The sequence below is a fragment of the Streptomyces sp. A0642 genome, assembly GCF_004795105.1.
In the GTDB taxonomy this organism is placed as follows: Bacteria; Actinomycetota; Actinomycetes; order Streptomycetales; family Streptomycetaceae; genus Streptomyces.
On record NZ_SSBL01000001.1, the window covers coordinates 251,949 to 272,472 of the forward strand.

20 protein-coding genes are annotated in these 20,524 nt (G+C 70.9%); 11 read left to right on the plus strand and 9 right to left on the minus strand.

The features are described from left to right. Nucleotides 1–93: 93 nt before the first annotated feature. From E6R60_RS01085 to E6R60_RS01105, 5 genes are all read right to left on the minus strand, one after another. Nucleotides 94–1,527, minus strand: coding sequence for a cellulose binding domain-containing protein (locus E6R60_RS01085; protein ID WP_136324425.1), 1,434 nt, complete (start codon nt 1,525–1,527; stop codon nt 94–96). A 72-nt stretch (nt 1,528–1,599) separates the two neighbouring features. After that, nucleotides 1,600–3,192 carry a beta-N-acetylhexosaminidase gene (locus E6R60_RS01090; protein WP_136324426.1) on the minus strand — a complete coding sequence of 531 codons (1,593 nt, stop codon included), beginning with the start codon at nt 3,190–3,192 and terminating at the stop codon, nt 1,600–1,602. A gap of 28 nt (nt 3,193–3,220) precedes the next feature. Further along, nucleotides 3,221–4,060: a carbohydrate ABC transporter permease gene (locus tag E6R60_RS01095; protein WP_136324427.1), complete on the minus strand. Its 840-nt coding sequence runs from the start codon at nt 4,058–4,060 to the stop codon at nt 3,221–3,223. Beyond that, nucleotides 4,060–5,040 carry a sugar ABC transporter permease gene (locus tag E6R60_RS01100; RefSeq protein WP_136324428.1) on the minus strand — a complete coding sequence of 327 codons (981 nt, stop codon included), beginning with the start codon at nt 5,038–5,040 and terminating at the stop codon, nt 4,060–4,062. Before E6R60_RS01100 ends, E6R60_RS01095 begins: the two co-directional genes overlap by 1 nt. 41 nt (nt 5,041–5,081) lie before the next feature. Then, complete coding sequence (locus E6R60_RS01105) at nt 5,082–6,347, minus strand: extracellular solute-binding protein (protein ID WP_136324429.1); 1,266 nt, start codon at nt 6,345–6,347, stop codon at nt 5,082–5,084. A 259-nt stretch (nt 6,348–6,606) separates the two neighbouring features. Between E6R60_RS01105 and E6R60_RS01110 the strand changes: the two genes are divergently transcribed. The 9 genes from E6R60_RS01110 to E6R60_RS01150 all read left to right on the plus strand — a co-directional run bounded on the left by E6R60_RS01110 (nt 6,607) and on the right by E6R60_RS01150 (nt 14,889). After that, nucleotides 6,607–7,446, plus strand: a complete 840-nt coding sequence (locus E6R60_RS01110) for a GntR family transcriptional regulator (RefSeq protein ID WP_136324430.1) — start codon at nt 6,607–6,609, stop codon at nt 7,444–7,446. Between the two features lie 106 nt (nt 7,447–7,552). Continuing rightward, nucleotides 7,553–7,804, plus strand: a complete 252-nt coding sequence (locus E6R60_RS01115; RefSeq protein WP_240802339.1) for a thiamine-binding protein — start codon at nt 7,553–7,555, stop codon at nt 7,802–7,804. Between the two features lie 113 nt (nt 7,805–7,917). Continuing rightward, nucleotides 7,918–8,238: a helix-turn-helix domain-containing protein gene (locus tag E6R60_RS01120; RefSeq protein ID WP_136324884.1), complete on the plus strand. Its 321-nt coding sequence runs from the start codon at nt 7,918–7,920 to the stop codon at nt 8,236–8,238. 176 nt (nt 8,239–8,414) lie between these two features. Further along, nucleotides 8,415–8,948 (plus strand): 2-oxo-4-hydroxy-4-carboxy-5-ureidoimidazoline decarboxylase, encoded by a 534-nt coding sequence (gene uraD / locus E6R60_RS01125; RefSeq protein WP_136324431.1) that lies wholly within the window; start codon nt 8,415–8,417, stop codon nt 8,946–8,948. 5 nt (nt 8,949–8,953) lie between these two features. Continuing rightward, a complete protein-coding gene (gene uraH / locus E6R60_RS01130; RefSeq protein ID WP_136324432.1) occupies nt 8,954–9,346 on the plus strand; it encodes a hydroxyisourate hydrolase in 393 nt (130 codons plus the stop codon). Nucleotides 9,347–9,353: 7 nt separating this feature from the next. Then, on the plus strand, nt 9,354–10,277 hold the full coding sequence (gene pucL / locus E6R60_RS01135) for a factor-independent urate hydroxylase (protein ID WP_136324433.1): 924 nt from the start codon (nt 9,354–9,356) through the stop codon (nt 10,275–10,277). 67 nt (nt 10,278–10,344) lie between these two features. Further along, complete coding sequence (locus tag E6R60_RS01140) at nt 10,345–11,742, plus strand: nucleobase:cation symporter-2 family protein (protein ID WP_136324434.1); 1,398 nt, start codon at nt 10,345–10,347, stop codon at nt 11,740–11,742. Between the two features lie 42 nt (nt 11,743–11,784). Continuing rightward, nucleotides 11,785–13,182 carry an 8-oxoguanine deaminase gene (locus E6R60_RS01145; RefSeq protein ID WP_136324435.1) on the plus strand — a complete coding sequence of 466 codons (1,398 nt, stop codon included), beginning with the start codon at nt 11,785–11,787 and terminating at the stop codon, nt 13,180–13,182. Between the two features lie 279 nt (nt 13,183–13,461). Next, complete coding sequence (locus E6R60_RS01150; protein ID WP_136324436.1) at nt 13,462–14,889, plus strand: nucleobase:cation symporter-2 family protein; 1,428 nt, start codon at nt 13,462–13,464, stop codon at nt 14,887–14,889. An 86-nt stretch (nt 14,890–14,975) separates the two neighbouring features. Here E6R60_RS01150 and E6R60_RS01155 read toward each other — a convergent pair whose 3' ends face one another. Continuing rightward, nucleotides 14,976–15,839, minus strand: a complete 864-nt coding sequence (locus E6R60_RS01155; RefSeq protein WP_136324437.1) for a chitosanase — start codon at nt 15,837–15,839, stop codon at nt 14,976–14,978. A 280-nt stretch (nt 15,840–16,119) separates the two neighbouring features. After that, nucleotides 16,120–16,902 (minus strand): chitosanase, encoded by a 783-nt coding sequence (locus E6R60_RS01160; protein WP_240802371.1) that lies wholly within the window; start codon nt 16,900–16,902, stop codon nt 16,120–16,122. A gap of 121 nt (nt 16,903–17,023) precedes the next feature. On the opposite strand from E6R60_RS01160, the gene E6R60_RS01165 reads away from it, so the two are divergent. Continuing rightward, a complete protein-coding gene (locus tag E6R60_RS01165; protein ID WP_136324438.1) occupies nt 17,024–17,707 on the plus strand; it encodes an alpha/beta hydrolase in 684 nt (227 codons plus the stop codon). A gap of 18 nt (nt 17,708–17,725) precedes the next feature. Here the strand turns inward: E6R60_RS01165 and E6R60_RS01170 are convergent, their stop codons facing one another. Then, the gene (locus E6R60_RS01170; RefSeq protein ID WP_136324439.1) at nt 17,726–18,331 is read right to left on the minus strand and encodes a TIGR03086 family metal-binding protein; all 606 of its coding nucleotides are present in this window, start codon (nt 18,329–18,331) and stop codon (nt 17,726–17,728) included. Nucleotides 18,332–18,652: 321 nt separating this feature from the next. On the opposite strand from E6R60_RS01170, the gene E6R60_RS01175 reads away from it, so the two are divergent. Then, a complete protein-coding gene (locus E6R60_RS01175) occupies nt 18,653–19,633 on the plus strand; it encodes a fibronectin type III domain-containing protein (protein ID WP_136324440.1) in 981 nt (326 codons plus the stop codon). Between the two features lie 181 nt (nt 19,634–19,814). Here E6R60_RS01175 and E6R60_RS01180 read toward each other — a convergent pair whose 3' ends face one another. Then, nucleotides 19,815–20,462 carry a hypothetical protein gene (locus E6R60_RS01180; protein WP_136324441.1) on the minus strand — a complete coding sequence of 216 codons (648 nt, stop codon included), beginning with the start codon at nt 20,460–20,462 and terminating at the stop codon, nt 19,815–19,817. Nucleotides 20,463–20,524: the final 62 nt, after the last annotated feature.

The following is a 20,524-nucleotide window of genomic DNA, read 5'->3' on the forward strand; positions in this document are numbered from 1 at the left end:
CGGAAATTCGGGCGGTCATCGCGGGGCCAGGACGCACGAAAACGGGGCGGAGGCCCAACGGCCCTCCGCCCCGCCCTCGGCTTCCCTACCGGCTCACCCGGCCGGCACCGTGTCCTGGAAGGTCGTCCCCGCCGCGCGGTACGCGCTCACCCGGGCATTGACCTGCGCCGGCGTGAGCACCTGGTCCTTCACGTGCAGGACGTAGTCCACCTGCTGGTCGTACGAGCGGGGCGTCGTGCTCGTCTGCCCCGCCAGGTCGATCAGCCACTGGTTGAAGTTGATCGACATGCCCCGCTCCGGCAGGTACGCCGCACCGTGCGTGCCGAACAGCCGGCCGTCGATGTAGTACGTGATCGCGCTGTTGTCGATCGTCACGACCAGGTCGTGCCAGCCCGCGTAGCTCTGCCGGGACTCGGTGTGCGCGTTGACCGCCTCCCACGGGTCCGGGCGGTAGGTCTCCCACGAGGTCGTGTAGAGAATGTTGCCGCTCTCGCCCCAGCCGCCGTTCGGCAGGTACTCGAAGTCGTACTCCGCGTAGTCGTCCGCCATCGGCGCCTTGAGGTCGTTGATGGTGAAGAACGTCTGGACGAGATGGTCGCCGTCCGGACCGGACACGGGGGCGTCGTTGAACTTCACCCGGGCCGCATAGGTGCCGTTGCGGAACTTCATCGACTGGGTCAGGATCTCGGTCTGTTTCGTCGACTCACCGCTCCCCGCGGTCGACGTCGCCAGGTTCATCACCGAGTTGCCGCTCTGGGTGGCGAACGTGACGTTCTCCGGCGCCCACGTGGCGCCCGGCACGCCGGGACCGCCGGAGTTCGAGCGCACGCTCCAGCCGTGCGCGGCGATCGCCGGGTCGCTGTGGGAGCTGTAGTTGAAGTCGTCGAACAGCGTGGGCGCGCCCTCCGGCGGATCGGTCGGGTCCGTGGGATCGGTCGGGTCCGTCGGACCGTTCCCTCCCGGGGCCTCGCCCCAGACCGTGGCGCCGCCGAGCTGCGCGGTCACCTTCGACCAGTCGCCGTAGGCGGTCCGGCTCCCGTCGAAGGAGTAGTCGTCGCTCTGCAGCAGGGGCTGCCAGCTCGACCGGTAGAAGCGCAGCTGCATGTCGCCGGTGTCGGCGCCGGGGGCGAGCGAACCCGCACCGGCGGTGAAGCCGATCTCCAGATAGCGGTCGGCGGTGGCGGTCGGGGAGGCCGGCGTGCCGAACGTGCCGGTGATGTTCGCGCAGCCCTTCACCGCCCAGGAGCAGGCGAACCGGTAGGCGTCGCCCGCCGCCTCGCCCTTGAAGTAGTAGCGGACCTTGACGGTGCTGAGCTGCACGGCCGCGCTGCCGGTGTTGCGTACCTTCAGCCAGGGTTCGCTCTGGTCGGCCGTGCTGCCGGACGCACTGGTGCGGTACTGCACGGCCAGCGGACCGCCGGCCGCGCTCGCCGACGACGGGACGACGGCCAGGGCCGTACAGCCCAGGGCCACGGTGGCGGCGGCAGCCGCCGCCGCGCGGATCCGGCTCTTCGCGAGTGACTTCATGAAACCTGTTCCTCTCCGGAACGGTCGTGGGGGAGTGGTTCCTGCGGAGGTGGCGCTGTTCCTGGGGGAGTCCTATCGAGGTGGCGCTGCTCCCGGGGAAGTGGTCTGGAGCGACCGGGGGTTCAGGGGGCGGTAGCCGACGCCGAGGGCGTCGAGCCGTGCCGTGTGCCGGCCCAGCCGGGTCAGGAAGCCGGGCCAGTCGCTGCGCCCGCCCGCCCAGGCGCGGTCCGCGAGGGCGCACAGCCGCGGGTAGGTCAGATACTCGATCCGGTCCGGCGTGCGGACGAACTCGGTCCACAACTGGGCCTGGGTGCCCAGCACCCGGTCCGCGTCCGCGGCCTCCCAGCCCTCCGGCACCGGCCGGTTGCCGTGGACGGCCCGCAGGCCGACGGGCGGTCCCGGCTGCGCGGCCGGTTCGCCGGGGTCCGCGGACTGGGCGTAGTCGAGGTACGTCGTCCGGTGGTGCGCGGTGACCACCTGATGGCCGCGACGGGCGGCGGCCCGTGCGTGGGCCGGGTCGCGCCACGTCATCACCGTGAATTCGAGGGGGAGTTCGGTGCCCGTCTCGGCCCAGCCGACCGGTCGCCTGCCCTGCTCCGCCAGGAAGGACCCGATCCGTCCCATGAACCAGCCGTGCAGCGCCCGGGCGTCGGGCAGCCCCTCGGCGGCCGCTCGCGCCCGTGCCGCCGGGCTGGTCTCCCACTCGGTGGTCGGGCACTCCTCGCCGCCGATGTGGATGTACGGCGACGGGAAGACGTCCATGACCTCCTCCAGCACCGTCCGGCAGAAGTCGAACACCTCCTCGTGGACGCCGAACACCGTGTCGCAGACGCCCCAGCGGGTCCACACGTCCAGCCGCCTCGACGGATCGTTGCCCAGCTCGGGGTGGGCGGCGAGGGCCGCGCGCACATGGCCCGGCATCTCGATCTCGGGCACCACGCGCACCCCGCGCGCCGCCGCGTAACCGACCAGGTCCCGCAGCTCCTGCCGGGTGTACGCGCCCGAGTGCGGGATCCCGTCGTAGCTCTCGTCGCCGTGGCCCGGCGGGCCGGACATCGACTGTCTGCGGTGGCCGCCGATGCCGGTCAGCCGTGGGTAGGCGGGGACGGGCATCCGCCATCCCTGGTCGTCGGTGAGGTGGAGGTGCAGGGTGTTGAGCTTGTGCAGCGCCATCAGGTCCACGTACCGGCGCAGGTAGGACACCGGCTGGAAGTGCCGGGCCACGTCGAGCATCGACCCGCGCCACGGGTACGCGGGCACATCGCTGATCTCGACACAGGGCAGCATCCACGGCGCGTCCCGCTGCGGTGTGCCCGACAGGGCCTCGACGGGCAGCAGTTGACGGATCGTCTGGACGCCGCACAGCAGGCCCGGGAGTCGCGCGGCCCGCAGCAGCAGGGAGTCGGGGCCGATGGTCAGGCCGTATCCCTCCTCACCGAGTCCGCCCAGCTGCGGATCGAGGGCCAGCACGACGCGGCCGGTGGCGGAGGGTGCGAGGGGCAGGCCGGTGGCCGGGGCGAGGAGCGTGCGCAGCAGGTCCGCGGCACCCTCGGCGCCGGGGTAGGCGCGGACGCAGGTGTCCTGGTCGAGGGTGAAGCGGCCGGGGCGGGCCGAGACCTTGCGGGGGCGGGGCACGAGGGACTGTTCCGGGCGTGATGCGGGCACGGGGGCCTCCGGGTTCGGTTCTCGGGCCTCAGCCCTTGACGGCGCCGGCCGCGAAGCCGGAGGTGACATGGCGCTGGAGCAGCAGGAAGACGGCCAGCGCCGGGAGGGCGAAGAGGGTGGAGGCGGCCATGGTGGCGCCCCAGTCGGTGCCGAAGGTGTTCTGGAACGACGACAGCCAGACCGGCAGCGTGCGGCTGTCCTGGTGCTTGATGATCAGGAAGTTGGCGTACGCGAACTCGTTCCACGCGGTGATGAAGCCGAACAGCGAGGTCGCCATCAGCCCCGGTGCGAGCAGCGGCAGCGCCACCCGTCGGAACGCGCCGGTCCGGGTGCACCCGTCGACCTGCGCGGCCTCCTCCAGCTCCGGCGGAATGGTGGCGATGAAGCCGCGCAGCACCACGATCGAGAACGGCAGCGTGACCATGAAGTAGACGAGCGTGAGGGTCGGCAGCCGGTCGAGCATGGCCGTGTCGCGGGAGATGATGTAGACCGGGATGATCAGCGACTCCCAGGGCGCCATCTGGGCGATGAAGACCATGAGCATGAACTGCCGGCGCCCCTTCCATCGCATCCGGGCCACGGCGTACGCCGAGCCGATGGCCACGAGCAGCGCCAGCAGGATCGCACTGAGCGTCACCAGGACGCTGTTGCGCCAGAACAGCTCGAAGCCGTCGGCCTGCACGGCGGTGCGGAAGTGGTCGAGCGTCCAGGTGCGCGGGAAGAGCTTCGGATCAGCGGTCTGGATGTCCCTCGACGGTTTGAACGCGGTCGAGATCATCCAGTAGACGGGGAACAGACAGACCAGGACGGTCAGCACGGCGGCGGCGTTCAGCGGGATCCGCCGGGCTCTCGGGCGCAGCAGGGTCATCAGGACTCGTCCTCCTGTCGGAGCATCTGGCGGAAGTACAGGACGAGCACCCCGGACATCAGGACCACGGTGAGCATCGAGGCGGCCGAGCCCAGGTCGTAGCGCTGCCCCGCGAGTGCCGTCTGCACCGCGTACACGGGCAGGATCGTCGTGGCGTCGCCCGGGCCCCCGCGGGTCATCACCCAGATCTGGACGAACGCCTTGAACGTCCAGATCACTTCGAGCGAGAAGACCAGCAGGAAGATCGGGCGGAGCATCGGGAAGGTGACCGAGCGGAAGATCCGGGAGCCGGACGCCCCGTCCAGCCGGGCCGACTCGTACAGTTCCGCGGGGACCGTGGTGAGCGCCGAGTAGACGGTGATCGCCGCGAACGGCACGGACTGCCAGACGATCAGCAGGACCAGGATCGAGAAGGCGGCGCCGCCGTGCGCGAACCACGGGTACCGGTCGAAGGACGCGAAGCCCGCCTCGGTCAGCAGCCGGTTGACGATGCCGAACTCGGAGTGGAACAGCCACTGGAAGACCGTGGTCGCCGCCACCACGGGCATCGCCCACGCCAGCACCAGCGAACTGAGCACCACGGTCCGGCCGAACCGGCCCAGCCGCTCGGTCATCAGCGCGACCAGGGTCGCGATCACCATGATCAGGACCACGTTGACCGCCATGAACAGGAAGGTGCGCCGCACCACCTCCCAGAACCTCGGGTCGGACAGCAACGTCCGGTAGTTGCGCAGTCCGACGAACTCCGCGTCGCCCACGATGAGCTGGCGCAGCCGGAAGTCCTGGAGCGAGATCAGCACGGCCCGCAGCAGCGGGTAGAGCAGCAGATAGAGCATGCCCCCGACGGCGGGCGCGATCAGGACGTACGGCCACAGGCCGCGCGGCTCCCCGGACCGCCGCCCGCGCGGCGGCCCGGCCGTGCCGGTCGCCGGGCGGCGCAGGTGGCTGGGGGGTGCGGTCCGTTCCCGGATGACCGACACGGCACGCCTCCTCTCGGTGTTCTGGCGGACGGGCGGAAGGATCAGGAAGCGGTGTTCATGGCCCGGGTGATGTCGGCGGAGGCCTTGGCGGCCTCCTTCGCCGGGTCGCCGCCGGTCAGGACGGCGGCCATGTAGTCCTTGATCGGGTTCTCCGCCTCGACGGCCGCCCAGCCGGGGGTGTTGGGCGTCGCGTGCCCGTTCGCCGCGCCGGCCGCCATCGCGGCCGCCCCCGGATCGCCCGCCACCGCCGAGGCGAGGGTCGTCCGGTTCGGTACGTAGCTCATGGCCACGGCCAGCTTCTTCTGCCAGGCGTCACCGGTGAGCTCCTTGACGAAGGTCAGCGCGGCCTCCTGATACCCGGACGCCGTGGGGATCACCAGGTCGGAGCCCCCGGTGAAGACGGCGCCGGGGGTGCTCGCGCTCTTGCCCGGGATCGGGAAGAAGCCGAGCTTCCCCTTCAGCGCCGGGTTCTTCTCCATGACGACGTTGGCGCCGCCCGGGGTCGAGATGACCTGGGCCACCTTCCCCTGGGCCATCACATCGGCCTGCGGCGGGGAGTCCTCGTCGGAGTCCTTCGGACCCTTGCCGAGCGCCTGAAGCCGTTCGTAGAAGGCCATCCCCCGCAGCGCCTCGGGAGTGTCCAGCGTGCCCTTCCACCTGCCGCCGGACTCGGTGGCGAGGTCCCCGCCCTCGTCCCAGACGAAGCCCGCCAGCGCGTACCACATCTGCCCGGGCAGGTAGATGCCCTGCGTACCACCCGTGTTGAGCTTGCCGGTGGCCTTGATCCACTGCTCGCGCGTCCTGATCGCGGACGCGTCGACGCCCGCCTTCTCGAACAGGTCGGTGCGGTAGATGACGACCCGGTTGGCCGCGTAGTACGGGATGCCGTACTGCTTGCCCTCGTACGCCCCGGGTTCGGCGAGCCCCTTGAGCCAGTCCTTGCCGCCCAGCTCGTCGACCTTGTCGCTGAGGTCGAGCAGTCCGCCGCTCTGGGCGAACTGCGCGACCTGCGTGTTGCCGCTCTCGATCACGTCGGGGGCGTCGTTGCTCGCCAGCGCGGCGGTGATCTTCTCGCCGATGCCGTCCCATTCCTGGATCTGGACCTTGACCTTGATCGTGGGGTGCGCGGCCTCGAAGCCCTTCACGAACTCCTTCTGGAACTGTGCGGAAACGCTGTCGCGCATCAGCCACACGTCGATGTCCGTCGGCCCGCCACCGGACTTCCCGGAGGAGCCGGACGACGAGCAGGCACTGAGAACGGCGGCCATCACGAGCGCGGACCCACCGGCAAGCAAGCGGTACTTCACGGTTCACCTCTGGGAGACAGGACCTGACCACCTGACCAGTGAAGTCCACTGGACAGCTCACCTCTTGATGGTGGATGAAGGTGGCATAGACCAATGAGACCGTCAACCCCCTTGGTGCGTAGGGATTTTTGTGATCTCAGGAAAAGGCAAGCCCAGATGATCAACGGGGGACCGGCTACACTTCCCTTGACCAGTAGCCGAGTCGGCCCCACTGGTTGCACAACTGGTAAGTGAGGCACGGGTCAGAAGGGGGCATCGCATGGACGCCGACGCATCGGGGACGGTGCTCAAACGGGAGCGGGCCCGCGACGCCGTACTGGAGCTGATCGAGTCGCGCCGCCCGGGGGACGCCATCCCGTCGGAGCGCACCCTCTGCGCCACGCTCGGCGTCTCCAGGCCCACCCTGCGCGCCGCGATCGACGAGCTGGTGGCCGCCGGGCTCCTGGTGCGCGAGCACGGCCGGGGCATGTTCGTCGCACCCGCGAAGATCACCCAGGAGCTGATCTCGGCCGACCTCGCCCTGTCGGTCCCGCAGGCGGCGGGGACCTGGTCGAGCCGGCTGCTGGAGTTCACCACCCTCCAGGCCGGAGCCCGGGTCGGCCGCAAACTGCGCATGTCGCCCGCGGCCGAGATCGTGTACGTCGCCCGGCTGCGGCTGGTCGACGGCGCCCCCATGGCGATCGAGCACCTGCACATCAGGGCCGAACTGGTCCCGGGCCTGTCCGCCCAGGAGCTGGAGAGCGGCGACCTGTACGAGCACCTGCGCGAGCGCCACGACGTGCACGTCCACGAAGCGGTCCAGGCCATCGAGCCCACCGTGGTCACCCGGGCCGAGGCCCGGCTCCTGGACGTCCCGGAGCTGTCCCCGGCCCTGCTCTTCGAGCGGCTCACCTCGGACACCGCAGGCCGTCCCGTGGAGTACGTGCACTCGCTCTACCGCGGCGACCGCTACCGGATCGTCTCCCGCCTGGCCCTCGGCCCGGCGGCCGCCGTGGAGCCCGTGGAGGGCGGACACCACCCGGGGATCCCGCCGGGGGACTTCGCCCAGGGGGACCCGATCACGTCGTCCACCCGGGGCGACATCCAGTCCGGCGCCTGACCCGGAGGCCGCCCCCGTACCTCCGGCGCCCGCCGCGCGGGGGCGCTAGGGTCGTGCCCGAGCCGTGGGTCACCCCGGACGCGGTGCGACACATGTGGGAGGCACAGTGCGCTTGAGAGTGGAGTTCACCACCGAGCCGTTCGATCTCGACGAGGCGCCGGCCCACGCGGTCGTGGCCCGCGAGGTCATCCAGTCGGCCGAACTGGACGCGGTCGATGTCGGACCCTTCGGCAACACGGCGGAGGGCGGCGCGGACGAGGTGCTCACCGCGGTGGGCTCCCTGCTGCGCAAGGCCCTGGCATCCGGTGCCACCCGGGTCTCGCTCCAGGTCAACGTGATCGGGGAGGACCGGAAGTGACCGGCCCCTCGGAGCGGCCCGTCGCCGGCCCGGGGCCGGCCGCCCCCGCGGACCACCCCGTCGTCGCCGACGGCCATCCCCTCGTCGCCGCCGTCAAGCCGCTCGTCGACGCCATGGGCGCCGAGCTGCTCGGGCCCGAGCAGGCGCAGGCCGACGACGTGGTCCTGGCCTGGGAGGGCGAGGACGTCATAGCCGTCCGGCTGCCCCAGCTCTCCGACTCGCTGGACCACATCCTGGCCGCGATGGAGCGGCGGCACGGCATGCCGCTCGCCGAGCTGGACCGCAGGACCAAGCAGGAGGTCGTCCGGACTCTGGAGGCACGCGGTGCCTTCTCGGTGCGGCACGGCGTCGAGACCGTAGCGGGGGCCCTGGGGGTGTCCCGCTTCACCGTTTACAACTACCTGAACAGGGAAAACGCCGCCAAAGGCGACTAGTTGACCCGCCCAGCAGAGGTAAACGGCACGTGAACGCGCAGGCCGTCGTCCGGATCATCGGGCGACGGCTTTTTACATGAACGGAATTTCAACAAAGTGTTGACGTGGTGTTGTGGAGGGCGTTAGCTATCCGCAGCCCGACCAACGCACAGCGAAAAACAGCCACGGAGGCTCCCGTGACTTCGAGCTCCACGCCGGGCCTCGCCCGGTTCAACACCCTGGCGGACGACGAGGCGGCCACCGCGCTGCACGAGGTCTGTGCCAGTGCGGCCTGGGGAAGAGCGATCCTCTCCCGTCGCCCGTACGCCACCGCAGAAGCCCTGTACTCCGCGAGCGACACCGCAACGGCGGCACTCGGCGCGCAGGACCTGGCCGACGCCATGGCCGGTCACCCGCCGATCGGCCGCCCGAAGCCCGGGGACCCGACCTCCTCCCGCGAACAGCGGGGGATGGCCGGCGCCACCGAGGAGCTCAAGGCCGACATGCTCGCACTCAACCTGGCCTACCAGGAGAGGTTCGGGCATGTCTTCCTGATCTGCGCCACCGGGGCCACCGGTGAGCAGATGCGCGACGCGGTGAAGTCCCGGATCGGGAACTCGCCGGAGCAGGAGCGAGAGATCGTGCGCACCGAACTGGGCAAGATCAACCGCATCCGCCTCAGCCGTCTCGTGTCCGAGGACTCCCAGGAGTCCGCAGAAGAAGGAGAGTGAAGGTCTTGAGCACCTTCGCCACCGCATCGGTGTCCACCCACATCCTGGACACCAGCATCGGCCGCCCCGCCGCGGCCGTCCCCGTCTCGCTCGCCGCCCGCACGGGCGGCGACGCGCAGTGGGTGACGCTCGGCGGATCCGCGACCGATGCGGACGGGCGCTGCAAGGACCTGCCGGCCCTGCCGGAAGGCACCACCCACGTACGGCTCGACTTCGGGACAGAGTCGTACTTCACAGCCAAGAAGCAAGCCGAGGCGCAGCAGGACGCCCCCCGCGTAAGGGACAGCGGCGCGTTCTTCCCGGAGGTGGCGATCACGTTCGCCGTCACCGCGGGCGAGCACTATCACGTACCGCTGCTGCTCAACCCGTTCGGCTACTCCGTATACCGAGGGAGCTAGCAGACACATGCCCACGATTCTCGGCCAGAACCAGTACGGCAAAGCAGAGAACCGCGTCGTCAAGATCACGCGGGACGGCGACACCCACCACATCAAGGACCTGAACGTCTCGGTCGCCCTCTCCGGCGACATGGACGACGTCCACTACTCCGGCTCCAACGCGAACGTCCTGCCCACGGACACCACCAAGAACACGGTGTTCGCGTTCGCCAAGGAGCACGGCATCGAGTCGGCCGAGCAGTTCGGCATTCACCTCGCCCGTCACTTCGTGACGTCGCAGGAGCCGATCAGGACCGCGCGCATCCGGATCGAGGAGTACGCCTGGGAGCGCATCGCCACCTCCGACGGCAACTCGCAGTTCATCGGTTCCGACGAGGTCAAGCACTCCTTCGTCCGCAAGAACCAGGAGATCCGCACCTCCCAGATCACCTACGACGGTGAGAAGTGGCAGGTCGTCTCCGGTCTCAAGGACCTCACCGTGCTGAACTCGACCAGCTCCGAGTTCTGGGGCTACGTCAAGGACAAGTACACGACGCTCAAGGAGGCGTACGACCGCATTCTGGCCACCGACGTCTCCGCCCGCTGGCGCTACAACTGGACCGACGACGAGCAGCGGATGCCGAACTGGGAGAAGTCCTACGAGCAGGCGCGCAAGCACATGCTCCAGGCCTTCGCCGAGACGTACTCCCTCTCGCTCCAGCAGACGCTGTACCAGATGGGTTCGCGCATCATCAACAGCCGGAGCGAGATCGACGAGATCCGCTTCTCGCTGCCGAACAACCACCACTTCCTGGTGGACCTGGAGCCGTTCGGCCTCAAGAACGACAACGAGGTCTACTTCGCGGCCGACCGTCCCTACGGGCTCATCGAAGCCACCGTGCTGCGGGACGGAGTCGAGCCGCAGATCCCGGTCGACATGACCAACCTCTGACACGGCGCCGCGCCGGTTCCCGTCCGTCCACAGCGGACGGGGGCCGGCCGGGCCGGAGGGAATTCCCATGGCACAGCCTGCACTTGGGCCCGCAGAAGCAGAAGGCCCATGTCCCACCCCGCCGGAGCGGGCGGTCCATCCGGTCGACGAGAAGCCCGCCCCGTCGCGGCTCGTCCCCGCCGCACTCCAGCACATCGCCGCCATGTACGCGGGCGTCGTCACCCCACCGCTCATCATCGGCCAGGCCGTCGGCCTCGACCAGGCGGGCATGACCCGGCTGATCGCGGCAAGCCTCCTGATCGCCGGCTGCGCCACCCTCCTCCAGACGCTCGGCATCGGGGGCTTCGCCGGAAACCGGCTGCCGTTCGTCAACGCCGCCTCCTCCGCGGGCATCGCGCCGATGCTCGCCATCGCCGAGACCAGCGCTCCGGGCCGTCAACTGCCCGCCATCTACGGGGCGGTGCTCGTCGCGGGGGTGTTCTGTCTCGCCGTCGGCCCGTTCTTCGGCCGGCTCCTGAGGTTCTTCCCGCCGCTCGTCACCGGCGTCGTCATCACGCTCATCGGCGTCACCCTGATGCCGGTCCCGGTCTCCTGGGCCCAGGGAGGCGACAAGACGGCCGCCGACTTCGGCGCCATGAAGTACCTCGCCCTGGCCGCCTTCACCCTGGTCGTGATCCTGCTCGTCCAGCGCTTCGGACGCGGCTTCCTCCGGCAAGTGGCGCTGCTCATCGGTCTGGTGGCCGGCACGCTGGCCGCCGTGCCCTTCGGGCTCGCCGACTTCTCCGCCATCGGCTCCGCGCCGGTCGCCGCCCTGCCCACGCCCTTCGCCTTCGGCGCACCGGAGTTCCAGCCCGCCGCGATCCTCTCCCTCTGCATCGTGATGCTCGTCCTGATGACGGAGTCCTCCGCCGGCATGCTCGCGCTCGGCGAGATCTGCGACCGGCGCACCGACGGGCGGACCCTCACCCGCGGACTGCGCACCGACGGCATCGCCACCCTCGTCGGACCGGTCTTCGGCGGATTCCCCACCAGTGCCTTCGCGCAGAACGTGGGAGTGGTGTCGCTGACGAAGGTGCGCAGCCGCTATGTCGTCGCGGCCGCCGGCGGCGCCCTGCTGGTCCTCGGCTTCTTCCCCGTCCTCGGCGCGGTCGTCTCGCTCGTCCCCATGCCCGTGCTCGGCGGCGCCGGCATCGTCCTGTTCGGCTCGATCGCGGTCAGCGGCATCCGCACGCTCTCCGAGGCCGGACTCGACGACAGCTCCAACATCATCCTGGTCGCCGTGGCGCTCGGCGCGGGCATCGTCCCGCTCGCCGCGCCCGGCTTCTACGCGGGATTCCCGTCCTGGGCGCAGACCGTCCTCGGCTCCGGCATCAGCGCCGGAGCGCTCGTCGCGGTCCTGCTCAACCTGTTCTTCCACCATCTCGGCACCCACAGCCGCACGGCCGTGGCACTCAAATCCTCCTAGGGTCCTGCCGTGCCCGCATCGCAGATGAGAGAAGGAAGCACCATGGCAGCACCGGCAGCCCCCGACCGAGTGGAACGCATCGTCATCGAGAACTGCTCGATCGCGACCGTCGACGCCGACGACACCGAGTACGCCTCGGGCCATGTCGTCGTCGCGGGCAACCGCATCGAGTCCGTCGGCGCCGGCCGGGCACCGGACGGCCTGGAGAACGTCGTACGCCGCATCGACGGCACCGGGCACCTCGTCACGCCCGGGCTGATCAACACCCACCACCACTTCTACCAGTGGATCACCCGCGGCCTGGCCACCGACCACAACCTCTTCGACTGGCTGGTCGCCCTCTACCCGACCTGGGCGCGCATCGACGAGCCGATGGCCCGCGCCGCCGCGCAGGGCTCGCTCGCCATGATGGCCCGCGGCGGCGTCACGACCGCCATGGACCACCACTACGTGTACCCGAAGGGCTCTGGAGACCTGTCCGGGGCGATCATCGGCGCCGCCCGTGACATGGGCGTACGGTTCACGCTCGCCCGCGGGTCCATGGACCGCAGCGAGAAGGACGGCGGACTGCCGCCGGACTTCGCCGTGGAGAGCCTCGAAGGTGCGCTCGCCGGCACCGAGGCGGCCATCGACGCACACCATGACGCCTCCTTCGACGCGATGACACAGATCGCCGTCGCGCCCTGCTCCCCGTTCTCCGTGTCCACCGAACTGATGCGGGAAGGTGCCGAGTTGGCGCGCCGACGCGGAGTCCGGCTGCACACGCACGGCTCGGAGACCGTGGAGGAGGAGAAGTTCTGCCACGAGCTGTTCGGCATGGGCCCGACCGACTACTTCGAGTCGACCGGCTGGCTCGGCGCCGACGTGTGGATGGCCCACTGCGTCCACATGAACGACTCCGACATCGCCGCGTTCGCCCGCACCGGCACCGGCGTCGCGCACTGCCCGTCCTCCAACGCCCGCCTCGCCGCGGGCATCGCCCGGGTCCCCGACATGCTCGCCGCGGGCGTCCCGGTCGGCCTCGGCGTCGACGGCACCGCGTCCAACGAGTCCGGAGAACTCCACACCGAACTGCGCAACGCCCTCCTCATCAACCGCCTGGGCCCGCACCGCGAACGCGCCCTGAACGCCCGTCAGGCCCTGCGCCTGGGTACGTACGGCGGCGCCCAGGTCCTCGGCAGGGCCGACCAGATCGGCTCCCTGGAGCCCGGCAAGCTCGCCGACCTCGTGCTCTGGAAGCTGGACACCCTCGCCCATGCCTCCATCGCCGACCCGGTGACCGCCCTGGTGTTCGGCGCCGCCGCCCCCGTCACCCTCTCGCTCGTCAACGGCAGGCCCGTCGTCGAGGCGGACCACCTGATCACCGTGGACGAGGACGCCATCGCCCGCGCCACCCGCGACGAGGCCCGCCGCCTCGCGCAGATCGCCGCCGGAGGCTGACGGCCCGCCGTCCCCGGCACCCCCATACCGGCCGGCCGAGGGGGACGGCCCTCGGCCGGCCGCCGCGGACCCGAGCGGGGTCCACGGCAACGGTGCGGGAGGCGCGTGCCCAGACGCACGCGCCTCCCGTCCCGGTGAAACCAGCTGCCCGCACCAGCTGCACGACCTGCCCCACCTGCATCAACGCACCACACGGGGCCCGGTTCTCCCGACCGGCTCCGGCACCACCTCCCTGACACCCACGTCGCCGCAGACGTGTACCCGACCGGAGGAACCGCCGTGGCAGCTACGCCCAGGTTTCGCAACGACGCAAGTGCAGCCCCCGACCCGGAATCGCTTCGCTCCGACCGGAAGCATCCGGTCGACGAGACGCTTCCCCCGCTGAAGATGTTCACCAGCGGCCTCCAGCACGTGGCCGCGATGTACGCGGGCGTGGTGGCCCCGCCCATGATCGTGGGACCCGCAGTGGGCCTCACTCCCAAGGAGACCGCCTTCCTGATGGGGGCGAGCCTGTTCACCGCGGGCATAGCCACCCTGCTCCAGACGCTCGGCTTCTGGCGTATAGGCGCCCGGCTCCCGTTCGTCAACGGCGTCTCGTTCGCCGGCGTGACGCCGATGGTGGCGATCGGCAAGGACCGCGGGCACGACGGGATCGCCGTGATCTTCGGCGCGATCATCGTCGCCAGCCTGCTCGGCTTCGTCCTCGCCCCCTACTTCTGCAAACTGGTCCGCTTCTTCCCGCCCGTCGTCACCGGCACGGTCATCACCCTGATCGGCGTCTCCCTGCTGCCGGTCGCCTTCAACTGGTCCCAGGGCGGCAACGCCACGGCCGACGACTACGGCTCGACGACCAACATCACGATGGCGGCGGTCACCCTGGTGATCGTCCTGGCCCTGCGGAAGCTGCTGCGCGGCTTCCTCCAGCAGATCGCGATCCTGCTCGGACTCGTCGTCGGCACGCTCATCGCGATTCCGGTCGGCATCACGGACTTCGGCGCGATCAAGAACGCCGATGTCGTCGGCTTCCCCACGCCGTTCCACTTCGGGGCGCCGCAGTTCGAGATCGCCGCGATCGTCTCGATGTGCATCGTGATGCTGGTCTGCATGACCGAGTCGACCGCGGACATGCTGGCACTCGGCAAGATCGTCGACCGTCCCGCCGACGAGCGGACCATCGAGGGCGGCCTGCGCGCCGACACCCTGGGCAGCGCCATCAGCCCGCTGTTCAACGGGTTCATGTGCAGTGCCTTCGCCCAGAACATCGGCCTGGTCGCGATGACGAAGGTCCGCAGCCGCTTCGTCGTCGCCGCCGGCGGCGGCATCCTCATCCTGCTCGGCCTGTGTCCGGTGGCAGCCTCCGTCATCGCGCTCGTGCCGCTTCCGGTGCTGGGCGGCGCGGGCATCGTGCTCTTCGGCTCGGTCGCGGCGAGCGGCATCCAGACGCTGGCCGGCGCGGCGCTGGAGAAGGGCGAGAACGCGCTGATCGTGGCCGCCGCCGTGGGGGTCGGGCTGATCCCGATCGCGGCGCCGGAGTTCTACCACGCCTTCCCGAAGGACCTGCTCGTCGTCCTCGACTCGGGGATCTCGACCGGTTGCGTCGTGGCGATCGTGCTCAACCTCGCCTTCAACCACCTGGGCCGGAAGCCGGACGTCGAAACCGGGACCGTCCACGAGCCGGTCAAGGAGCCGCAGGCCGCCGTCCTCTGACGCCCCGCCATGAGCGCTGTGGCGCGTACGGCTCCGCCCCGGGGGCGGCGGTCGTACGCGCCACGGCTCTTCCCGTCCGGGGAGTGTCAGCCGATGTGGTAGCTGTCCCCGTAGACCTTCCAGTCGAGCGGCGGGTCCAGGTTCAGATTGCCCGCGTCCAGGAAGACGCGCTGGGCGGTGTCCACCCGGCTGGTGTCCGAGTGGGCCTCCTCCTGCTTCATGGCCCACACCCGCGCGTCCAGGAAGGCGTTGAGGTAGGTGACCTCGTCGCCGCCCTGGGCCGGCGGCCTCGCCTGCGCGAGGGCGCGCTCGCGGATCGAGCCGAAGCTCGTGCTGTCGCCGCCGTCGCCGTGCATCACGAGGGCGTCGTAGTACGCGAACTGACCCAGTGTGCCCAGCCCGTCGCTCTTGCCCCGGCCGACCGCCGGGTCGAAGTAGACCCGGTCGCGTTCGTCGTTCTGCGCCTGCTGGAACGCCGGATCCTCGGCCGCTGTCTCCCAGGCCTCGCTGAAGCCGGGATCGAGACCGTCGTGCGAATCGGTGCCGTCCACCTCGCGCAGGGCGGGCAGGTACCCGGCGAGCGGGTTGCCCGGCTCCCGCCGGGTGTAGAGCTCCACCAGGTCGAGCATGTCGCCGGTGCCGGAGCAGAATCCGATGATGCCCGCCGTGTAGCCGCGGCCGTCACCGATGTCCTCGATGTAGCCGTACTGCCCCTTCCAGTCCAGCGAGGAGTTCTCCGCGCTGGAGACCAGTTGCATGGCGATGTCCTTCTTCGCCGGATCGTCGAGCCCGTTCGCGGCTGCCTCCTGGTGGTGAACCGCCGTGGGGGCGGGTGCGGTGCCTGCGAAGGCGGTGGCGGGAATCGCCGTGAGGGTCAGACCGAGCGCGACGAGAGCGACGCGTACGGATCGGTTGTTGCGACGTGCGGTGCGCTTGTGGGGAGCGTGCACCAGTCCTCCAAGGGAGTTCGCCGTTCCGATTGTTCTGTTAGGAAGCTTTCCTATCAGGGTGGGGCGGCGGTCGTACACCCCTTCGACGCGGGCGAGTTCGTGCGGTCCGGGCATGCGAAAGCCCCGCACCGGGCGCACGGGCGGTCGGGGCGGGGCCGTGGAGTGCCGGGTCAGCAGTCCAGGGAAGCCACCTGGATCGAGACTCCTGTGGGGCGCCCCCCCGGGTCACCCCTCACCCAGCCGCCTTCGCCGACGCCTCGCGCGCCTGTCGATCACGGGTTCACGAAGCGTCCGGGCCCTTGATCAGATAGCTGTCGCCGTACACCGTCCACCGCAGCGGTGGCTCCAGGCCGAAATTCCCCTCGCGCAAGAAGACCCGCTGCGCCGTCTCGACCCGGCTGGTGTCGCTGTGCGAGGGCTCCTTGCCGATCGCCTCGACGCGCGCGTCGAGGAAGGCGCCGAGGTATGCGCCCTCGTCGCCGCCCTCCGCGGGGGGCCGGTCCTCGGCGCGTGCCTGGCGCCGCATCGTACGGAACCCGACCGTGCCCTCCGTGTCACCGGCCCCGTGCATCACGTAGGCGTCGTAGTAGACGAACTGGCCGAGCGTGCCCAGCCCGTCCTTCTTGGCCTGGGCGACCGCCGGCTCGAAGTACTCCCGGTCCCGCACGGTGTCCTGCGCCGCACGGAACGCCGCGTCACCCGCGGCCTTCGACCACGCCTGCGTGAACGGACGGCCGAGTCCCGTGTGCGCGTCGGTCCCCTTCACCGCGCGCAGCGCGGGCAGGAAACGCTCGAGCGCATTGCCCGGCCGGGCCTTCGCGTACCGCTCGACCACACCCAGCATGTCGCCGGTGGCGGAGCAGAACCCGATGATGCCGGCGGTGTAGCCGCGGCCGTCACCGATGTCCTCGATGTAGTCGTACTGGGCCTTCCAGTCCAGGGTCGAGTTCTCCGCGCTGGAGACCAGCTGCATCGCGATGTCCTTCTTCGCCGGATCGTCCAGCCCGGCGCCCGGGCCCCCCTTGCCTGCTGAACCGCCCGCCCCCGCACAGCCGGACAGCACGGTCAGGGCCAGAACGAGGGCGGCGAGGGAGGCGGCCGGGGAGCGTCGGGTGGGCTTCACCCCGCCCAGCCTGCCAGGTCGTGGGAGTGATCTTCGTTCATTCGGCTGTAGCGTCTGGGGTATGGATGATCAGTCTGTTGTGGATGTCGGCGATGTGCGTCTGGCGTACCGGACCTGGGGAGACCCGTTCGGCTCGCCCGTCGTGCTGCTGCACGGCCTCGGCGATTCCGCCGCGAGCTGGGAGGCGGCCGGGAGTCTGCTCGGTCAGGAATGGCGGGTGTACGCCCTCGACCTGCGGGGCCACGGCGAGAGCGACTGGCCCGACGAGTACGACTTCGAGCTGATGCGGGACGACGTCCTCGGCTTCCTGGACGCGTGCGAGCTCGACCGGGTCGGCCTGGTCGGCCACGACATGGGCGGCGTGGTCGCCCACCTCCTGGCGCAGGAGCACGCGGACCGGGTGGAGCGGCTGGTGCTGGTGGAGACCCCGCCGCCGTTCCCCGGCGCGGCCGGCCCCGCCGTACCGCCCGAAGGGCCGGTCGACTACGACGAGGCCGTGCTCGCGGCCGTACGCACCCAGCTGGACGACCCCGACCCGGCGTGGGCGGAGGGCCTCGGCGAGATCGTCGCGCCGACGCTGATGCTCACCGGCGGCCCGGCGAGCACCATGCCCCAGGGGCGGCTCCAGGACATGGCCTCCCTGATCCCGGACTGTCACCTCATGACGATCGGCGGTGGCCACCGGCCGCACGAGGTCCACGCCGACCAGGTCGCGCACCAGATCACGGAGTTCTTCACCAGCTGACCGCGGCAGCGGGCGGGCTCAGCCCTCCGGCTTCCAGTCCGGCCGCCGCCCGCTGCGGGCGACCGCCCGGTCCAGCAGCGGCGCGTCGTCCGGGACCGGGACGGGCGGTCCGAACGGGGAGGTCGGCGGCGGGTTGTCGCCCAGGTCGGCCAGCAGGGCCAGCGAGGAGCGCAGATGGGCGTCCTCGGCCCGGTACGGCTGGCCGGTCGCCCTCGCCAGGTCCCAGCCGTGCAGCACCAGCTCGTTGAGCGCGACCATGCCGGCCACCTCGCCCGGAAGGTCCACGCTCCCCGCCCGGGTCATGCCCTGCCAGGCCTCCGGGGAGCGCCAGGCGGCCACCATCTCGTCGAGCGCCGCGGGCAGCGTGCTGCGCCACCCGTCGGTCAGTACCCCCGACTCCACCGAGGGGGCCGTGTCGGTCGTGGCGCCCAGGTCCTTGCGCGCGGCGTCCCGGAAGGCCGTGGCAAGCCCCTCGACGTGGGCCAGCATCGCGGCCACCGTGACATCGGGGCACGGCGTCGGTCCGGCCAGCCGGGCGTCGTCGATGGCATCGAGCATTCCGGCGATCTGCCGGGCGGCGGGGCCGAGGTCGAGGAGGGGTGCGGAGTTCGTCTGCGTATCCATACCTGTGCAGACTGCCCGGGCCCCCGGAAGTCATCGCTCGGCGCACGACGTGTGCCCGAGGAGTGATCCGGCAGGGGTGAGCGGGTACCGCCGCATCGGTGGTGTACGCGACGACGCCGGCCGGAGACCGCTCCGCCCGTCCCGGCGCTCCTCGCGTTCCGGCCGCACCACTCCCCGTACGCACGGGATCCGCCGCCCGTACCGCGGGCGCCCGGCGCACACCGGCACATTGCGGAACGTTCCTCTCCGTCCCCTTGTCGAGGGCCCCCGCACCATGCGATACAGGTCTGGACCATTGCCCGTCGGACGGAAGGCACCACCGTGCAACGCCCCCACACAACCGCCGCGTTGGCCTGCTCCGCCGCCCTGCTCCTCGCCGCGTTCACCACCGCCTGCGGCTCGGAGGCCGAGGCGGACACCAGGAAGCCCACCGCGCCGCACGGGGTGACCGCTCAGGCGAGCAGCGCCACCTCCGCGCACGTCATGTGGGAAGCCGCCACCGACGACACGGCCGTCACCGGCTACGAGGTCTACCGGCAGGGCGAGAAGGTCAAGTCCGTCCCCGAGGCCAAGGTGATGACCGACATCGAGGGGCTGACCGCCTCGACCGCGTACACCTTCACCGTCCGCGCCAGGGACGCCGCCGGAAACGTCTCCGCGCCGAGCGCCACCGCGGCCGTCACCACTCCCGCGCCCACCCCCGCCGACCACGAGCCCCCCACCCGGCCGGTGGGACTGCGCGGCAAGGCCGACGGCGGCAGGGCCGCGACGCTGTCCTGGGGCGGCTCCACGGACGACGTCGGCGTCACCGCGTACGACATCTACCAGGAGGGCTCGCGCATCCACAGCGTGCCGGGAACGCGGACCACCGCGCGGCTGACCGGTCTGCGCCCCGGCACCGTCTACACCTTCACCGTCCGCGCCCGCGACGCGGCGGACACCTCGTCGGCGGACAGCAACGCCTTCGACCTCACCACCGCGAGCGCCCCGGGCGCACCCGCCGGCACCGCCCCCACGGACCTGCGGATCACGAGCAGCGCCGCGGGCAAGGAGTACGCCGTCGACCTGGACTGGGAGCAGCCGGAGACCGGCGGGAGGATACCGGCGTACCAGCTGTACGTGGACGGCCGGCTGACCACCACGATCGTCTGGGGCGGCGAGCCGCCCGTCGGCCGGGCGAGCTACCGGCTCACCATGAGCGAGCCGCGCGGCACCCGCCACTCGATGAAGGTCCGCGCGAAGCTGCCCGACGGGAAGTGGGGCGACTTCTCGGCGGCGCGCGGCGTGGTGCTAGGGGACTGACGGCCGTACGCCCCGTTCGGCCGGGGGTGACGCGTACCGTCCCGACGCGTGGAGGCGCGGCAGGGGCCTCCACGCCGATGAGCGCGGCGACGGTCCCGCACGACGGGGACTCGTCCGGCCGGGGGTGAATCCGTCGGTCAGATCTCGGAGGCACCGGGCTCCGGCGGCCGTTCGGGCGGCGTCACAGGATGATGCGGTCCCGTACCCATCGCAGGCAGTCCTCGTCCGAGGCGGGCAGCTCCTCGTCCGCCGGCCAGGGGTGCACGGTCAGGACCAGGTGGGTCAGATAGCCGTACGGGCCGCCGTCCTCGCGAGGGGCGAGCACGACGCCGTGTTCGCCCCGCCGCCATATCCGGCAGCGCAGATGAGGCCCCATGCCGAGCCAGTCGTTGGAGCGCAGGACGCGCAGCGGCGGACCGAGTTCGCCGGTGACGACCTCCGCCGCTCGGTCGAGCACGGCCTCGCACTCCGCTTCGTCCGGTTCCCGGAGAAGGTCCCAGCCCGGCAGTGCGGCCCACTTCCCGACGAGTGCGACGAGCGCGTCATGACCGTACTCCTCGGGATCCGGCGGGTTGACGGGGTACGCCTCGCCGAACGTCAGGATCAGCGTGGAACCGGGGTCGCCGAGCGGGTCGCCCTCGTACCACAGGACGTGGTGGTGCCGGGTGAGGACCGCGTCGCAGACGAGAGAGGTGTACGCCCAGCCCAGCTCCTTCTCGCTGTACTCGTCGAACTCCTCCTCCGGGACGGCCGGCAGGGCGGGCATGGCCAGCAACTCCCGGACCACGGTGGGGGAGAGCGGCGAGTGGGCGAGCGCGTGCACGGGCATGGAGCGCGGGTCTCCTCGGGTCGATGCGTGACGGTGATGGGTGACGGTGCCGGGGCCCCGAG